This window comes from Desulfarculaceae bacterium (assembly GCA_020444545.1).
Lineage (GTDB): Bacteria > Desulfobacterota > Desulfarculia > Desulfarculales > Desulfarculaceae > Desulfoferula.
Genome location: JAHLKT010000003.1, coordinates 201541 through 217580 on the forward strand (window position 1 = coordinate 201541; position 16040 = coordinate 217580).

At 67.0% G+C, this 16040-nt stretch carries 15 protein-coding genes; all 15 read right to left on the minus strand.

Annotated features, from left to right (window positions below):
• Positions 1 to 40: 40 nt before the first annotated feature.
• Positions 41 to 1549, minus strand: coding sequence for a cobyric acid synthase (locus KQH53_09325; protein ID MCB2226866.1), 1509 nt, complete (start codon positions 1547 to 1549; stop codon positions 41 to 43).
• Entirely contained in the window at positions 1546 to 2910 is a 1365-nt protein-coding gene (locus KQH53_09330) for a cobyrinate a,c-diamide synthase (protein ID MCB2226867.1), read from the minus strand. Before KQH53_09330 ends, KQH53_09325 begins: the two co-directional genes overlap by 4 nt.
• 13 nt (positions 2911 to 2923) lie before the next feature.
• Positions 2924 to 4234 carry a cyclic nucleotide-binding domain-containing protein gene (locus tag KQH53_09335; protein MCB2226868.1) on the minus strand — a complete coding sequence of 437 codons (1311 nt, stop codon included), beginning with the start codon at positions 4232 to 4234 and terminating at the stop codon, positions 2924 to 2926.
• A gap of 116 nt (positions 4235 to 4350) precedes the next feature.
• Positions 4351 to 4692: a hypothetical protein gene (locus KQH53_09340; protein ID MCB2226869.1), complete on the minus strand. Its 342-nt coding sequence runs from the start codon at positions 4690 to 4692 to the stop codon at positions 4351 to 4353.
• A gap of 119 nt (positions 4693 to 4811) precedes the next feature.
• Complete coding sequence (locus KQH53_09345; GenBank protein ID MCB2226870.1) at positions 4812 to 5384, minus strand: nitroreductase family protein; 573 nt, start codon at positions 5382 to 5384, stop codon at positions 4812 to 4814.
• A gap of 17 nt (positions 5385 to 5401) precedes the next feature.
• Positions 5402 to 7057 (minus strand): AMP-binding protein, encoded by a 1656-nt coding sequence (locus KQH53_09350; protein MCB2226871.1) that lies wholly within the window; start codon positions 7055 to 7057, stop codon positions 5402 to 5404.
• 4 nt (positions 7058 to 7061) lie between these two features.
• On the minus strand, positions 7062 to 7808 hold the full coding sequence (locus tag KQH53_09355) for an ATP-binding cassette domain-containing protein (GenBank protein MCB2226872.1): 747 nt from the start codon (positions 7806 to 7808) through the stop codon (positions 7062 to 7064).
• A complete protein-coding gene (locus KQH53_09360) occupies positions 7801 to 8577 on the minus strand; it encodes an ATP-binding cassette domain-containing protein (GenBank protein MCB2226873.1) in 777 nt (258 codons plus the stop codon). The genes KQH53_09355 and KQH53_09360 overlap by 8 nt, the downstream gene beginning before the upstream one ends.
• 4 nt (positions 8578 to 8581) lie before the next feature.
• Positions 8582 to 9604 carry a branched-chain amino acid ABC transporter permease gene (locus KQH53_09365; protein MCB2226874.1) on the minus strand — a complete coding sequence of 341 codons (1023 nt, stop codon included), beginning with the start codon at positions 9602 to 9604 and terminating at the stop codon, positions 8582 to 8584.
• Positions 9605 to 9607: 3 nt separating this feature from the next.
• Positions 9608 to 10474 (minus strand): branched-chain amino acid ABC transporter permease, encoded by an 867-nt coding sequence (locus KQH53_09370; protein ID MCB2226875.1) that lies wholly within the window; start codon positions 10472 to 10474, stop codon positions 9608 to 9610.
• A gap of 95 nt (positions 10475 to 10569) precedes the next feature.
• Positions 10570 to 11850 carry an ABC transporter substrate-binding protein gene (locus KQH53_09375; GenBank protein MCB2226876.1) on the minus strand — a complete coding sequence of 427 codons (1281 nt, stop codon included), beginning with the start codon at positions 11848 to 11850 and terminating at the stop codon, positions 10570 to 10572.
• The gene (locus KQH53_09380; GenBank protein MCB2226877.1) at positions 11834 to 12052 is read right to left on the minus strand and encodes a helix-turn-helix domain-containing protein; all 219 of its coding nucleotides are present in this window, start codon (positions 12050 to 12052) and stop codon (positions 11834 to 11836) included. Before KQH53_09380 ends, KQH53_09375 begins: the two co-directional genes overlap by 17 nt.
• 205 nt (positions 12053 to 12257) lie before the next feature.
• On the minus strand, positions 12258 to 13616 hold the full coding sequence (locus KQH53_09385) for a sigma-54 dependent transcriptional regulator (protein MCB2226878.1): 1359 nt from the start codon (positions 13614 to 13616) through the stop codon (positions 12258 to 12260).
• The gene (locus KQH53_09390; GenBank protein MCB2226879.1) at positions 13604 to 15196 is read right to left on the minus strand and encodes a PAS domain S-box protein; all 1593 of its coding nucleotides are present in this window, start codon (positions 15194 to 15196) and stop codon (positions 13604 to 13606) included. The genes KQH53_09385 and KQH53_09390 overlap by 13 nt, the downstream gene beginning before the upstream one ends.
• A gap of 308 nt (positions 15197 to 15504) precedes the next feature.
• Positions 15505 to 16035, minus strand: a complete 531-nt coding sequence (locus tag KQH53_09395) for a hypothetical protein (GenBank protein ID MCB2226880.1) — start codon at positions 16033 to 16035, stop codon at positions 15505 to 15507.
• Positions 16036 to 16040 lie beyond the last annotated feature (5 nt).

Genomic DNA, 16040 nt, shown 5'->3' on the forward strand with positions numbered 1-16040 from the left:
TTCCTATCCCAACCGGCAAATGGAGTCAAGCCCTATATGATTAGGCGCGGGGCTCCAGGAGGCCGTCCAGATTCAGATGGGCCTCCAAATGGTCGGCCAAGAGGTCGAACTGCCTCTCGCGGAAGGCGGCGTAGTCGCCGGACAGGGGCGCGTCCCCGCCCCGGGCCCAGGCCAGGAGCGCGGCGCGCAGGGCGTCGTTGTCCAGGATGCCGTGAAGGTAGGTGCCCACCACCCGGCCCTCGGGGCTCACCGAGCCCTCGTCCTGGTCCACGGCATTGCCCAGCACGCTGGCCAGGCGGAAGGCGGGACGCGGCGCGGCCAGGGCACGGGTGAGGCCCATGTGGATCTCGTAGCCCCGCATCTCGCCGGGCGCGGCAAAGGGCAGGCCGTCGGCGCAGCGGGCCAGCACCCGGGTGGTGGTTTTGTCGCCGGCCATGGTGGTGGCCACGGGCAGCAGGCCCAGGCCGGGCTCATCGCCGGGCGGGCCCTCCACCCCGTCCGGGTCGGCGATGCTCTCGCCCAGGAGCTGGTAGCCCCCGCACAGGCCCAACACCTTGCCCCCCAGGGAATGGAAGGCCTTCACCGCCTGGTCCAGGCCGCAAGAGCGCAGCTTGGCCAGGGCGGCCAGGGTGTTTTTGGTGCCGGGGAGTATGAGCAGGTCCAGCCCGGCCAGCTCCTCGGGCCGCTCCAGCCAGGAGAGCTCCACCCCTTCGGTGGCGGCCAAGGCGTCGAAGTCGGTGTAGTTGCTTATGTGGCTGAGCCGCACCACCCCCACCCGGACCGCCCCGGCCCGCGCGGCCAGCTCGCCGCGCTCCAGGGCCACGCCGTCCTCCTGGGGCAAGAGGATGTGCTCGAAGCGCGGCACCAGGCCCAACACCGGCACCTTGCCCTTTTGGGCGATGTAGTCCATTCCCTCGCGGAAAAGCTCGGGGTCTCCCCGGAACTTGTTGATGATCACCCCGCCCACCAGGGAACGCTCGGCCGGGGTCATCAGGTCCAGGGTGCCCAGCACCTGGGCGAAGACCCCGCCGGTGTCGATGTCCGCCACCAGGATCACCCTGGCCCCCACCCGCTCGGCCAGGGGCAGGTTGACCAGGTCGCTTTTCTTCAGGTTCACCTCGGCGCAGGAGCCCGCCCCCTCCATGACCACCACCTGGTGGGCCGCGCTCAGGCGATCGAAGGCCTGCGTCACCGTGTTGAGCAGTTGGGGCTTGAGGGCGTAGTAGGCCTTGCCCGCGTAGTTGCCCATGGGCTTGCCCATGAGCACCACCTGGGAGTTGGTCTGGCCGCCCGGCTTGAGCAGGATGGGGTTCATGTCCACCGAGGGGGCCAGCCCGGCCGCCTGGGCCTGGGCCACCTGGGCCCGGCCGATCTCCAGCCCCTCGGGGGTGATGCCCGAGTTCAGGGCCATGTTCTGAGCCTTGAAAGGAGCCACGTCCACGCCGCGTTGCTTGAGCCAGCGGCAGATGCCCATGGTGATGACGCTCTTGCCCACGTGGCTGCCGGTGCCGGCCACCATGATGGGGCGGTAGAGGGGGCGCTGGTTCATGCGGCATACTCCCGGGCCTGAGCCACCAGGGCCGGGGCCAGGGCGGGGTTGGAGCCGAAGTGCAGGTGCAGGTAAGAGGCCAGGACGTTGCCTTGCGTCAGGCCCCAAGGCTGGCCCGCGCCGTGCCCCGGGCTCTCCACGGCGTAGGAGTCGGCCAGGGCCTCCGCGCCGGAGATGATCTCAGAGTAGTGGAACTCGTGGCCCCGGGCCTCGCTTCCGGCCGGGCCCAGGACGGTGTCTTGCTTGAAGCGCAGGGCGCGGTAGCCCAGGGAGGCCAGGCGGGGCAACATGCGGGTGCGGATGGGCAGCAGCCCGGCCATGGGCCAGGCGCGTCCCTGAAGATCCTCCAGCTCTTGCCCCAGATACATCATGCCTCCGCACTCGGCGTAGATGGGCAGGCCCGCCCGCCCGGCCTCGGCGATCTCCATGGCCAGGGAGCGGTTGGCCGCCAGGGCCTCGGCGGCCAGCTCGGGATAGCCCCCGCCCAGATAGAGCCCGCCCAGGTTGGGCGGCAGGGCCGCGTCGCCCAGCGGCGAGAAGAAAACCAGCTCCGCCCCGGCCGCCTCCAGGCGGCGCAGGTTCTCGGGGTAATAAAAACAGAAAGCGCGGTCGCGGGCCACCCCCAGGCGCACCGGCGGCCCGGCGGGGGCGGGCTCGGGCATGGGCGGCGTCAGGGCCAGCTCGGGCAAGCCGTGGATGAGCGCCGTGAGGTCCAGGCCCTCCTCCAGCCAGTCGGCCAGGGCGTCCAGCTCGCTTGGCCCCAAGCCGTGCTCCTCCGCGGTGACCAGGCCCAGATGGCGCTCGGGCAGGCCGCCCTCCGCGCGGCGCAGCAGGCCCCCGGCCCAGGGCAGCGAGGGCGCGGCCTCCAAGGCGGCGCGGGCCAGCTCGCGGTGGCCCGGTCCGGCCAGGTTGTTGGCCAGGAGCCCGGCAAAGCCGAGGCCGGGATCGAAGCGGGCGAAACCCAGGGCCAGGGCCGCGATGCTGCGGGCCATGGCCGAGGCGTCGGCCACCAAGAGGATTGGCAAGCCCAGCAGCTTGGCCAGCTGGGCGCTGGAGCCCTGTTCCGTGGCCGGGCCGCTGCCGTCGAACAGGCCCATGGCCCCCTCCAGCACCGCCACCTCGCCGCCGGCGGCGTGGCGGGCGAAAACGGCGCGGTTCTCCGTGGGCGAGAGCATCCAGGTGTCCAGGTTGTGCGAGGGGCGGCCGCAGGCCAGGGCGTGGTGGCCGGGGTCGATGAAGTCCGGGCCCGCCTTAAAGGGCCGGGCGTCCATGCCCCGGCGCTTGAGCGCGGCCAACAGAGCCAGGGTCACGCTGGTCTTGCCCACCCCGCTGGAGACGCCGGCGACGCAGATTCCCTTCATGACGGCGGGAGCCCTAGGGCTGGGGCGCGGCCAGGTCCATGGTGGCCAGTTGATCGCGGGCCACGCCGTAGCTCTTTTTCAGGCGCTCGGGGTCCAGCTTGACCAGCAGCCAGCCGATGGGCTTGCCGTTGTTTTCCAGGCGATAAGCCAGGGCGGTCACCGGGCGGCTGCCCCCTTGGCTGCGGTCCTGCTGGAAATAGTTGAGCACCGCGTGGTCGCCCTGTCCGGTGCGCAGGAAGGTGATGTGTCCGAAGCTGGTGCCCACCCCCTGGGTCACCATGTCGTTGAACGGGGAGTAGGCCTCCAGCACCCGCTTATCCGGGCCCAGGATCACCAGGCCGGTGTAGGGCAGGCTCTTGGCCTGGGGCATCTTGAAAAAGCGGGTGAGCACCTCGTGGCTGCGCTCGATGCGCCCTTCGGCCACCGGCTCGGCCAGGAGCGAGGTGAGCAACATGCGGTCGCTGATGAGCTGGGTGCGCACCTTTTCCAGGTTTTCGCCGCCGCCGGTCATCTGGCTGCTGAGCTGGGGATAGAACACCAGGGCTGCCGCGCAGATCAAGAGCCCCAGGCTGGCCGCGATGAGCCAGCGGCGCAAATGGGTGAAGCGGCGCTTGAGGCGGTGGGTGTTGGTTTCGTCGCGCCCCACCACCAGCAGGCCCTTGAACTCCTGGCGGGCGTCGTAGAGCCCGCTGACGCTCAGGGCCACGTAACGCTTGCCGTTGACCGGGTGCTCGATGGCCACCGTCTTTTCCTGGGTGTTCTGGCCCGAGGCGGCGGCGCGGGCCAGGGCGCGCACCTCCTCCCCCTTTTCGAACAGGCCCTCCAGAGGGCGCTGGCCCACCTGGCGCCACTGCCGCCCGAACAAGCCGGTGGCCGCCTGGTTGAAGGCCACGATCTTGCAATTGACGTCGGTGAGCACCACCGCGTCGGGCAGCATGTCCGAGAATTCCTTGAGCCCGAAGAGCACCTGGCTGGCGTCGTCCAGGCGGTGGGCCAACAGGCGGGTCATCTGGCGGGCCAGGTCCGGGAACTGCTCCAGGAAGTCGTTGATCTCCTCGCGAGGGATGGAGACCGCCCGGCCCTCTTGGGTGGCCTTTACCGTGGCGGTGCGCCGCGAGCCCAGGAGGAAGGACATCTCGCCGAAGACCGCGCCGGGCTCCTGGATGGCGCTGATCACCTGCTGGCCCTTGAGCACGTCCAGCTTGCCCTCCAGCAGGATATAGAGGTTCTGCGAGTCCTCGCCTTCCAGGAACAGGGTCTGCCCTTGGTGGAAGGAAACGACGTACCGGCTCAGTTTGGGGTCGCTGGTAAATTGCTCGATCATGGCTCGCCTTCGCTCCGAGGGGCTGCCGGGCTCCGGGCGCGGCTATGGCCCGCTGTCAAACGCGGACCTGCCTTATTTTATAACAAAGCCCGGCGCATTGTTAGCACCGGCACGGCCTAGTCGCTGAGCCAGGAGCCCTCGCCCTGGCGAATAAGCGCCTTGGACACGATGCACCCCACCTCCATGACTCGCCAGGTGGGCACGCAGCCGTACTTCTCGGGGATCACCTTGTTCCAGCGGTCCGAGGCGAGGTATTCATCCAGCTCGGCCACGGAGCGGAACACGTAGAGCGCGCCCCAGCGGCCCGCCTCCTGCTCCACCCACCAGCACTTGTACTCCACCGGGTCCATGTCGTTGAACACCGGATAGGAGGCCAAGAACAGGGCCCGCATCTGATCGGTGGACGGCAGGGTGTCGGGCGCGAACTCGACCCACAGGGCGCGCTTTTCCTGGGACATGGCTACTCCTTATGTTGAGGGACGGCGGCCAGGCCTCAGCATAACACCATGCGCGCCAAAAGAAAGGGCCCGCCCCTGGGGGCAGGCCCAGAAAATCCACCGGGGCGGACCCGGGTTGCTTACTGGTCGTAAGCCTCCGAGAACACCTTGGGCGCCTTGCGGGGCGGGGCCTTCACCTCGCCGGCGGGCACGCCCAAGGGAATCACCCCGGCCACTTGCAGGCCTTGGGGCGCCCCCAGTGCGCTGGCCAGGGCGTCGGGGTCGAAGAAGGTGAGCCACAGGCTGCCCAGGCCCTTTTCGGCCGCGGCCAGCATGAGGTTCTGCACTGCGGCCGAAGCGCCCTGCAAGGCGCCCAGGGGCTGGTTGAAGTAGCCGCCCAGGCCGCCCTTTTTGGGATCGGCGAAGACCACCACGATCACCGGGGCCTGGTCCAGAAAACCGAAGCCGTACTTATTCACCCAGTCCGGCCCTTCGGCGTCGATCACCGCCTGTTTGGCCGCCTCGCACACCGACTTGATCTTGCCCTTGGCCTCGGCCCCGCGCACCACCACAAAGGACCAGGGCTGCAAATGCAGCGGGCTGGGGGCCCAGGTGGCGGCCTGGATCAGCTCGGCCACTGTCTCGTCGCTCACCGGGGCCTCGCTGAAGGCGCGCACGCTGCGCCGCCCTTGAAGCACATCTTGAAATTCCACGCTCGTCCCTCCCTGGGTTAACTGGCCCGCTTCTCTTTTTCTAAACGGCGGCGCTCCTCGTCGCGGATCTCGCGCCTGAGGAGCTTGCCCACCTTGGACTTGGGCAGCATGTCCCGGAACTCGATATAGGACGGCACCTTGTAAGGCGCCAGGCGGTCGCGGCAGAAGCGGATGAGCTCGGTGGCCCCCACTCCCTTGGCGTCCTCCTTCATCACCACGATGGCCTTGATGCGCTCGCCGACTTTCTTATCCGGCACGCCCACCACGCAGGCCCCCACCACGATGGGGTGATCTTGCAACACCGCCTCGATCTCCGAGGCGCTGACCCTATAGCCCTTGTGCTTCAGGATATCAGCCGAGCGCTCCACATAGAACAGCTGGCCGCTCTCATTCATCTTAAGGTAGTCGCCGGTGCGGTAGTAGACGACGCCCTCGATCTCCACGAAGGCGGCGGCGGTCTCCTCGGGCTTGTTCAGGTAGTTCTTCACCGCGAAGGCGCTGGTCACCAGCAGCTCGCCCAGCTCGCCCACCGGCGATGCTTGCAAGGATTCGGGGTCCACCAGCTTGACCTCGCGGCTGGCCAGGGGCTCGCCGATGCTCATGGGCTCGGGCTCGCCCGCGTCGATGCGGCTGTAACTCACGTGACCCGCCTCGGTGGAGCCGTAGACCTGGTAGATGGGCACCCCCACCCGCTCTTTCCAGCGGGCCAACACCTCCCGGGGCAGCACATCGCCGCCGCAGTAGCAGTACTTCAGCGAACTGAGGTCGTAGAAGTGCTGGCGGTCGTTCTCCAGGATCATGCGGTATAGCGCGGGCACTCCCAGCATCCATCGCACCTTGTAGCGCTGGATGCTGTCCAGGATGGCGTCCACCTGGGGCTGGGGCATCAAGACCGTGGTGTTGCCCAGGTTGAGCCCCACGGCCATGAATAGGCCCAGGGCCATGATGTGGAACAGGGGGTTGATGGCGATGTAGGAGTCCTTGCCCGGCAACACGTGCCCGGCCAGCACCTGGTCCATCACGTCGGCCACGTAGGAGCAGTGGCCCCAGTGGTTGCCCGGCACGCCCTTGGGGAAGCCGGTGGTGCCGCCGGTGTAGAGGATGTAGGAGAGGTCCTCCACCGGGTCCAGATCCACCTGGGGCGGGTCGGGCGGGGCGGAGAGGATCTTCTTGAACCACACCGTTTCCTCGCCGCCCTTCACCGTGCCGGTGGGCGCCTTGTCGAACATGGCCGCCACCACCCGCTTTAAGGGCGAGACCAGGTCCAACAGGCTGGTGACGATGACCAGCTCCAGGCTGCTGCCCTCCAGGATCTCGCTGACATAGCCGTAGTTGGTGTCGTGGCACACGATGGCCCGGGCATCCGAGTCCTCGACCATGTAGGCGATCTCGTGGCTGGTGTAGATCGGCGAGACCAACACCACCACCGCGCCGATCTTTTGGCAACCCAGCCAGGCGATGACCAGCTGGGGGCTGTTGGACAGATACAACAGCACCCGGTCGCCCTTGGCGATGCCCCGTTGGGTAAGCCCCGTGGCGAAGCGGTCCACCATATCCTTGAGCTTGGCGTAGCTGATGCGCTGGCCCAGGAACAGGATGGCCGTATTGGCGGGATACTTGGCCGCCGCTTCCTCGAAGCGGGTGAAGCTCAGTTCGCTGCGATAGTCGGCCATGGGCTCACGCTCCGAAGTAGGCCGACTTGACGTCGGGGTTGTTCATCAGCTCGTCCTTGCCTCCCTCGATCACCGCCGAGCCGTTCTCCAGGATGTAGCCGTAGTCGATGATGGGCATGATGGGCCGGGCGTACTGCTCGGCCACGATGATGGCCACCCCCCTTTCCTCGGCGATCTCCTTGATGCTCTTGGCCAGCCAGTATTGGATGGCCGGCGACAGGCCCAAGAGCGGCTCGTCCAAGAGGAGCAGCTTGGGCTGGGCCATGAGCGCCCGGCCGATGGCCAGCATCTGCTGCTCGCCGCCGGAGAGGAAGCCGCCCAGGCGGTGGATGATCTTGGTCAGCGGCGGGAAGGTCTTGAACACGTACTCCAGGGTCTCCTCGGCCTGGGCCGAGGTGGCCAGGTAGCCCGCGATGCGCAGGTTTTCCATGACCGAGCTTTCCGGGAAGATGCGCCGCCGCTCGGGGCAGAGGATGATGCCCGCCTTGGCCCGGGCGGCGGGCTTGGCGTGGCTGATGTCCTTGCCCAGATAGTTGATGTCGCCCCGGATGGTGATGCGCTCTCCCCCGGCCATGCGCTCCTTCTTGGCGATGTCCTCCATGATGCCGCTCAGGGTGTACATCAGGGTGGACTTGCCCGCGCTGTTGGCCCCGAAGACCCCGACGATCTGGTTGTCTCCGCAGGTCAGGCTGACGTTGTTGAGCGCCAGCATGTTCTCGTAGAAGACCATTAGCCCCAAGGCTTCAAACATAGCTGTATACCTCCTCGGAGCCGAAGTAGGCCTCCTTGACCTCCTTGTTGGCCATCACCTCGTCGGCCGTGCCCTCGCAGATCTTGGCCCCGAAGTTGAGCACCATGACCCGGTTGGCCAGGCGGAACAGCTCGCGCAGGCGGTGCTCCACCATGATCAGGGTGATGCCCTCCATCTGGAGCTTTTCCATCAAGGGCACCATGGAGGCCATCTCGCTCATGGACAGGCCGGAGAAGACCTCGTCGCAGATGATGATCTCGGGCCGGAGGGCCAGGCAGCGGGCCAGCTCCAGGCGCTTCAAGTAGCCGGTGGGCAGGCTGGAGGCCGTCTTGTAAGGCACGTAGGACTCGCGCTCAAAGCCGATCTCCTCCAGGATGTCCACGGCCACCGTGTCGCGCGATCCCATGCGCCCGCCACCCCGCCAGCCCCCGGTACGCCGGGCCCGCCGGCTGAACATGGGCACGATGAGGTTCTTGTAGGCGGGCAGGCTGTAGTAGGGGCGCATCACCTGGAAGGTGCGGGTCAGGCCCCGGTCGGCGATCTTGTGCGGGGCCAGGCCCATGATGTTCTTGCCCTTGTAGATGACCTCGCCGCTGTCGGCCTTCACGAACCCGCTGATGGCGTTGACCAGGGTGGTCTTGCCGCTGCCGTTGGGCCCGATCACCCCCAGGATGTCTCCCGGGGCCAGATCGAAGCTGACTTCGGTGAGCGCCTTGACCCCGCCGAAGGTCTTGTTCACGTCGCGTACGGATAGGATTGACTCGGCCACGGCGCTATATCTCCACCCAATGTTCGAACTGGTTGTACTTGCGCGACCCGTAGCTCATCAGCCCCTCGCTCTTGAACACGATGAAGGCCATGAGGATGAGGGCGTAGACCGCGATGCGCAGGGTTCCGAAGTCCCGGAGCAATTCGCTGACCGGCACCAGGATCAGGCAGCCGATAACCGGCCCGGCCAGGGTGCCGCCGCCGCCCACCACCGTGGCCGCGATGGGGATGATGGAAAAGTCCAGGGCGAACTGGCTGATGCCCGCCCACATGTAGATGTGGGCCAACACCGCCCCGCCCAGGCAGCCCAGGGAGGCGGCGATGAACACCCCGATGGCCTTGTAGTAGGTGATGTTGATGCCCGAGGCCTTCACCGCCTGGTCGTTGTCCTTGACCCCCCTGAAGACCAGGCCCATGTCCGCGTTGACCAGGCGCCTGAGGGCGAACAAGGCCAAGAGCATGCAGATGATCACCACGTACATCTCGACCCACTTGTTGGGGAAGCCGTCCAGGCCCATGACGCCGTCGGTGCCGCCGAAGACGTCCAGGGCCTCGATGACCCGCGCGGCCAGCAGGGGAAACATCAGGCTGACGATGGCGAAGTACACCCCCCGAAGCGGCAGGCAGGGCCAGAGCAGCAGGGTGCACAGCGCCCCGCCCAAGACCGTGGCCGCGGGGATGGTGACCCAGATGGGCAGGCCGAACTCGGTGTTCAAAAGGGCCGAGACATAGGCCCCCACCCCGATGTAGAGCGCCCCGCCCAGGCTGACCAGGCCCACGTAATGGGCCAGGAAGTCGAAGCCGATGGCCAGCAGGGCGTAGATGCAGATGATGGTGAGCACCTTCTGCCAGTAGGGCACGCCGCCCAGGATCAGGGGCATGGCCAACAGACCCACGATCAACAGCAGGCGCGGGCCCAAGAGGAACATCATCTCCCGCCAGGAGCCCACCGCGTAGACCCCGTCGGAGCGCACCTTGATGCCGCGGTCCAGCCGTTCCCGGCGCCTTTGCTCATGTTGCTTGGCCATGGGCTAGACCCTCTCTTCCAGTTCTTTTTGTTTGCCGAACAACCCCGAGGGCTTGATGATCAGGGTGAGGATGATGGCCACCAGGGCCACCACCACCGAGAAGTGCGCCCCCAGATAGACGGTGGTGAGGATCTGGGCGAAGCCGATGACGAACGCGGCCAGGATGGCTCCGGTCCAGGAGCCCAGGCCGCCGACGATGCACACCGCCACGGCCATGATCAACACGTGATAGCCCGCCTCCACCACGATGCTCCCCAGGGGCAGCAGAATGATGGCGGCCACCGCCGCGCTCAGCGAGCCCAGGGCCATGGAGGCGATGGCCATGCGGTCGGAGTCTATGCCCAGGGTAAGGGCGGCGCGCTCGTCCTGGGCCATGCCCTTCAAAGCCAGGCCCAGGCGGGTGCGATTGACGAAAAAGTACAAGAGCCCCACCAGCACCGCCCCCAGGCCGACCACCAATAGGCGCTGGTAGTCCACCGTCACCCCGAAGATGTCCACGCTGCCTTCCACGAAGGAGTCCAGGGTGAAGGTGCCGCCCTTGAGGCCGCCCCAGCGCAGGCCTTCCAGAATGGCCAGGCCGATGGCGTAGGAGGCGATGATCTCGCTGATGGACATGCCCCGGATGCGCACCAGGATGAAGGAGTACATGGCCCCGCCCACCACGGCCAAAAAGGCCAGGGACAAGGCTATGGCCAGCACGTAGGGCAGGCCCAGCTTGTGCAGAAGTATCCAACAGATGTACCCGGCCAGAACGTAGAGCGCGCCATGGGCGAAGTTGGGCAGGCGGCTGACCCCGTAGACCAGGGTGAAGCCCAGGGCCATCAGGGCCAGGGTGGCGCTGTTGATGATGCCGTAGATAATTATGTCCATCGCTTAAGCCTCGTAGTCCGTGGTGAGGGGGCGGACCGGCCGGAACAGGGAGCTGCCCGGCCGGTCCGCCAGGTCGGAATGGATTCGGACTACGCCTACTTGCCGGCCTTCATCCAGGGAGGCAGCAGGATCTTGCCGGTGGCGATCTTGGGCGGGAACACCACCACGCGCTTGCCCTTCTGCCACTGGAACACGGTGCCCACCGCGCCTTCCTTGGGGTCCAGGCTGGGGATGATCTGGTTGGTCTTGGGATCGAAGCGGATGCGGCCGTACACGCCCATCATGTCGGTGGCCTTCAACGCGGCCACCACCTTGTCCGGGTCCAGGCTGCCGGCGCGCTCGATGGCGTTTTTGAGCACGTACACCGCCATGTAGGAGCTGGAGGTGCCGTAGCCCTCGGGCTCCATGCCGTACTTCTTCTGGTAGGCCTTGACGAACTTCATGGTCCAGGGAGTGGCGTCGGAGGGAGCGTTGCCCGCGTTGACCACGTTGGCCAGGCAGTACTCGCCCTTGCCGTCGGTGGCCTTCCAGAAGCCGGGCTGCTCGGCGGCGGCGATGATGGTGCCGAAGGGCAGCGCGGGCACCTTCATGTCATACCACTGCTTGAGCAGGATGGCGCTCTCGGGCATGTCCATCCAGATGATGATGACCTGGGCGCCCTTCTTTTTGGCGTCCAACAGGCCCATGGAGAAATCGGTGGAGCCGGTGGGGTAGACCACCGGGTCGGCCAGAACCTTCCAACCCTTCTTGCCCATCACCTTTTTCAGAATCTTGCCGCCGGTGCGGGCGTGGGCCACGTCCTGCACCATGATGTAGAGCTTGTCCAGCTTGAACTGCTTGCCGATGTCCATGAGGCAGGGCACCAGCTCACCCAGCACCATCCACTTGGCCTCGCCGGAGATGCGGAAGAGATACTTGAACTTCTCGGGGTTCTTGCCCACCACGGCGTGATACTTGGGGGTCAGGGACCCGGTGGTGAGGATGGAAATCTTCTTGTGCTTGCTCAGCAGGGCCATGGCCGCCAGGGCCGCCTCGGAGCGCACCGGTCCGCCCACGATGAAGTCGGCGTGCTTTTCCAGGATCAGCTTTTCCACCGCCAGGAGCGCCTCGCTCACCGGCACCCCGGGCTCCAGGTCGCGGGTGTCGATCACGTCCAGCTCGAAGGGACGCATTTCGCCGCCCACCTTCACGCCGCCGGCCGCGTTGATCTCCTCCACGGCCAGCTTCATGGCCCGCTCCGCGTCCCAGCCGTAGAGGAAGGCGGTAGACAAGGGCGCGCCGATCACGATCGGCTTGGCCGCCAAGGCGCCTCCCGCCGGCAGCAACAGCGCCAGCAGGGAAAGCGCCACCACGAACAACCTAACTTTTCTGGTCATGCTCATACCCCTCTTTGAGTGTCGACTCGGTCTGGTTAAGTTCCGTGTCCGGCGAGGCAGGTTGTTCTCGCAAGATGCCGCGCAAAGTCGCCGGGGTAATGCCCAGGATGCGGCTCGCCTGTTCCAGGTCGCCCTTGGTATGGGCCAACACCTTTTGGATGTATTCTCTGCGGGCTTGATGCAAAGTGCCGACGCGATCCATGGCCACTCACAGGCTGGAGCTAAAGCGGTCCCAGTGGATACGCTGCAAGCACCATACCAGGGCCTTCCCGGCGGGGCTCTCCGGCCTAATTCGCTTTAATCGCTGACAAATTCAAGATGGGCCCCGAGCGGGGCATGGCCGGGAGGCCCAGGCGCCAGAAAGCTATTTACCAGGGGCGTGCCAAGGATGTTTCCAGCCCCCGGGGCTACACCGGGCGCTTGAAAGAGTAGCGGGCCATGCGCTTGCGCAGGGTGGGGCGCGAAACCCCCAGGGCGCGGGCCGTGGCCGAGATGTTCCAGTCGGTCTGGTTGAGGGTGGTGAGGATGTGCTCTTTTTCCATCTCGTCCAGGGTGCGCATTCCGCCCGGCCCGGGGGCCGCGCCGCCCGCGTCGTCCAGGGCCGCCTCCACCGCCTCGGCCAGGAGCACCGCGCCGCGGGATTCCATGGCCGCCTTGGTGAGCACGTTTCTCAGCTCGCGGACGTTGCCCGGCCAAGGGTGGGCCTTGAGCCGCTCCAGGGCCGCCTCCTCCACCCGGGTCACGTTGAGGTTCAGGTCCTGGTTGATGGAGAACAGAAAGAACTGCACCAGGTCCGGCAGGTCGGCCAAACGATGGCGCAAAGGCGGCACCGCGATGCCCACCACCTTGAGCCGGAACAAGAGGTCTTGCCGAAAGCGCTTGGACGCGGCCATGGCCTCCAGGTCCTGGTTGGTGGCCGCGATGATGCGGGCCTGGGAGCGGCGGGGGGTGGTGCCGCCCACGGGGATGAACTCGCGGTACTCCAGAAAGCGCAAGAGCTTGGCCTGGAGGTTGAGCGGCAAATCGCCGATCTCGTCGAAGAAGATGGTGCCCCGGCCGGCCAGCTCCAGGCGGCCCTTCTTGCTCTCCACCGCGCCGGTGAAGGCGCCGCGCTCGTGGCCGAAGAGCTCGGACTCCAAGAGGTTCTCCACCAGGGTGGTGCAGTCCACGGTGACAAAGGGCTGGTCCCGGTTGGGCGAGGAGTCGTGGATCACCCGGGCGATGAGCTCCTTGCCGCAGCCGGTCTCGCCCTGGACCAAGACCGAGGCCTGGTTGCGCGAAAGCAGGCCGATGGTCTTGAAGATGGCGTGCATCTGGGGGGTATCGCCGATGATGCGGTTGCGCGGGTCCGGCTTGTGGCCGTCGTCCACCACCGGCTGGCTCTGGCGGGTGGCCGCCGCGATGTGCAGGGCCTTGTCCACCGCGCGGCCCAGGTCCCCGGCCTTGAGGGGCTTCCTGATATAGTCGTAGGCCCCCAGGCGCATGGCCTCGATGGTGGTCTCCATGTCGTGGAAGGCGGTGATCACGATCACCTTGACCTCGGGGTCCTGGCGGGTGATGCGGGGCAGGAGCTCCAGGCCCGAGACATCGGGCAGGTTCACGTCCAGGATAATCACCTGGGGGTTCAGCTCGCGCCACAGGGACAGGCCCTTTTGGCCGGTGGGCGCGCTTTTCACCGCCTGGCCCCGCTCCTGGAGAAACATTTCCAGGGACTCGCGCAGGGAGTCGTCGTCCTCGATGAGCAGTATCTCGGTCATTGCCGGCATGGCAGCCTCAGGGCGAAGGTGGCCCCCAGGCCGGGGCGGCTCTTGACCACCACCCGGCCGTCATGGGCCTCCACCACCCGCTTTACGTTGCTCAGTCCCAGGCCGGTGCCCTGGGCCTTGTTGGTGGCGAATGGCGCGAAGAGCCCGGCCCGCACCTTGGGGGAGATGCCCGGCCCGTTGTCGTGCACCCCCAGCTCGGCCCAGGCGCCCTGCTGGTCTTGGAACCGGCGGGTCCAGACCATGATGCGTCCGCCCGCGTCCACCGACTCGATGGCGTTGAGCAGCAGGTTGAGTAGCGCCTGCTCGATGCGGGCCGCGTCGCCCATGACCGGGGGCATGTCCGGGGCATGGCGCTGGCGCAGGCTTATGCCCTTTTCGGCCACCTTGCCGGCCAACAGGTCCACGCAGTCCTCGGCCACCGCGCCCAGGCCCACCGCCTCGGTCTCCAGGCTCAAGGGCCGGGCCAGGTCCAACAGCTGCTTGAGGATCTCCTCCAGTCGGGTGAGCTCGCGGACGGTGATCTCCAGGCGGCGGCGGTCGAAACCGCTCAGGTCCAGCTTGTCGTTCAAGATCATCATGTTCAGGGTGCAGGTGGACAGGGGGTTTCTTATCTCGTGCGACAGGCTGGCGGCCACATGGCCCACGTAGGCCATGCGCTCGTGCTCACGGATGGTGGCCTCCATGGCCACCCGCTGGCTGATGTCGCGGCAGATGCCGATGGTCACCGGCCCCTGCCCCAGGTCCACCACCTTGTAGCGGATCTCGGTGACCGCCTCCTCCGGGGAGCGGCCGGAGCGGGAGTATTCCAGCTGGCCCTCGGGCGCGCGCTTGGCCAGGGCCTCCCACAGCGCCTCCATGACCCGCTGGCGGTCGGCCGGGGCCACGAAATGGAAGAAGGGGCGGCCCAGCACCCCTTCCTCGCTGGCCCCGTGCATGGCGCAGAAGGCGCGGTTGGCGAAAACGATGCGCTCGCCCTGCACCACGAAGTAGCCGTCGTTGATCTCGTTGACCAGGGTCTTGTAGCGCTTCTCGCTCTCGGCCAACTCCGCGGTGCGGGTGCGCACCTTGCGCTCCAGGTTGGCCGCGTGGCGGCGCAGGGAGCGCTCGTGCATCTTCTGGAAGTAGTCGGAGAAGCGGTGGATGGTGTAGGCCAGGCAGGCGTTGATCTGGGGCACGCTCTCGGCCAGCAGGTCGCTGAGGGCCGGGGCGCACAGCCGGGCCACCACGATCTCGCGGAAAAGCTCGAAAGCCCGCTGCACGTCGGACAGGGGGAAGCCGGCTTGCAGGCGCTTTTGGGTGATGTAGTCGATGAAGCGCTCGATCTGGCCCAGGTCGCCGTTTTCCAGGGCCAGGGCGTTGGCCCGGAAGGCATTGATCACCGTGCCGTAGAGTTCGGCGGTGGGGCGGCGGCGATAGGCGGGGGAAAGCTGGCCCAGGCGCTCCACCCACTCGTCGATGATCTCGTCCTGGTTGTTCTTGAGCCAGGCCAAAAAGCGGCCGTAGGGGGTGAAGGGATAGGCCTCCGGCCAGGGCGCCAGGGCCGTGATCGCGGTGGGGACCGGCGCGCCCGAATCAGGCATGGCGCCCCTCCGGGGTCGGTCCGGGTCTGGCAGCCGTGGATCGCATGAGCCTCGCTCCCTGCTGCAAAAAAGGCACGGATGGGGCTGGGGCTCCGGCGGACCGCCCGCGGGCGGACGGAGGATGGAGCACGATCGATGGCAGGTATGCGAATCCGCCGGGAAAACTTTACGGCGCGGCCTGGGGATGGGAGATCAGGCTGATAATCTCTGCCGCGCCGCTTGGCCCGCGCGAAAGCTGTTCGGCGCGAGCCGGTGACGCCTCTTTGTAGCACATGCGGGCACGAGGGAACAAGATGGGGGGCGAAGGGCTAGAGGGAGACGGCCGTTCCCCGCGCCCGGAACCAGCGCAACAGGGCCCCTTCCAGGGCCTCCCCGGCGTTCAGCTCCCGGCCGATGACTCGGCGCAGCTCGGCCAGGCGCTCCTCGCCCAGGCGCTCGCAGAGCTCGGGGCAAAAGAAGTTCAGGCAGATGGCGAAGTGGGCGGTGAGGCGGCAGCCGGCGGGGCTGTTGAAAAAGCAGTCCTGGCCCCCGTCGTCCTCGCCGGGGAACTCGGCCCCCAGCATCAGGTTGATCAGAAGCAGCAGTTCGCCGTACCATTCCTCGGCCCCGGCAAAGCAGCAGGAGGCCCCGCCGTCCTCCCCGGCGCAGATGGCGCAGGCCTCGAAGGCATTCTCCGAGCGCATCAGGCCCTGAGAGCGCAGGATGGCCTGGTGATACTCGCCCAACAGGCGGGCGATATCCGGCTCCCCGGCCAGGGCGGCCCGGTGCTCTTCCCACAGGGCCCGGGCAGCGGCGGCGCGGCGGGCCCGGGCGGGGGCTATGGGTTGATTACGCAGCAATTCAA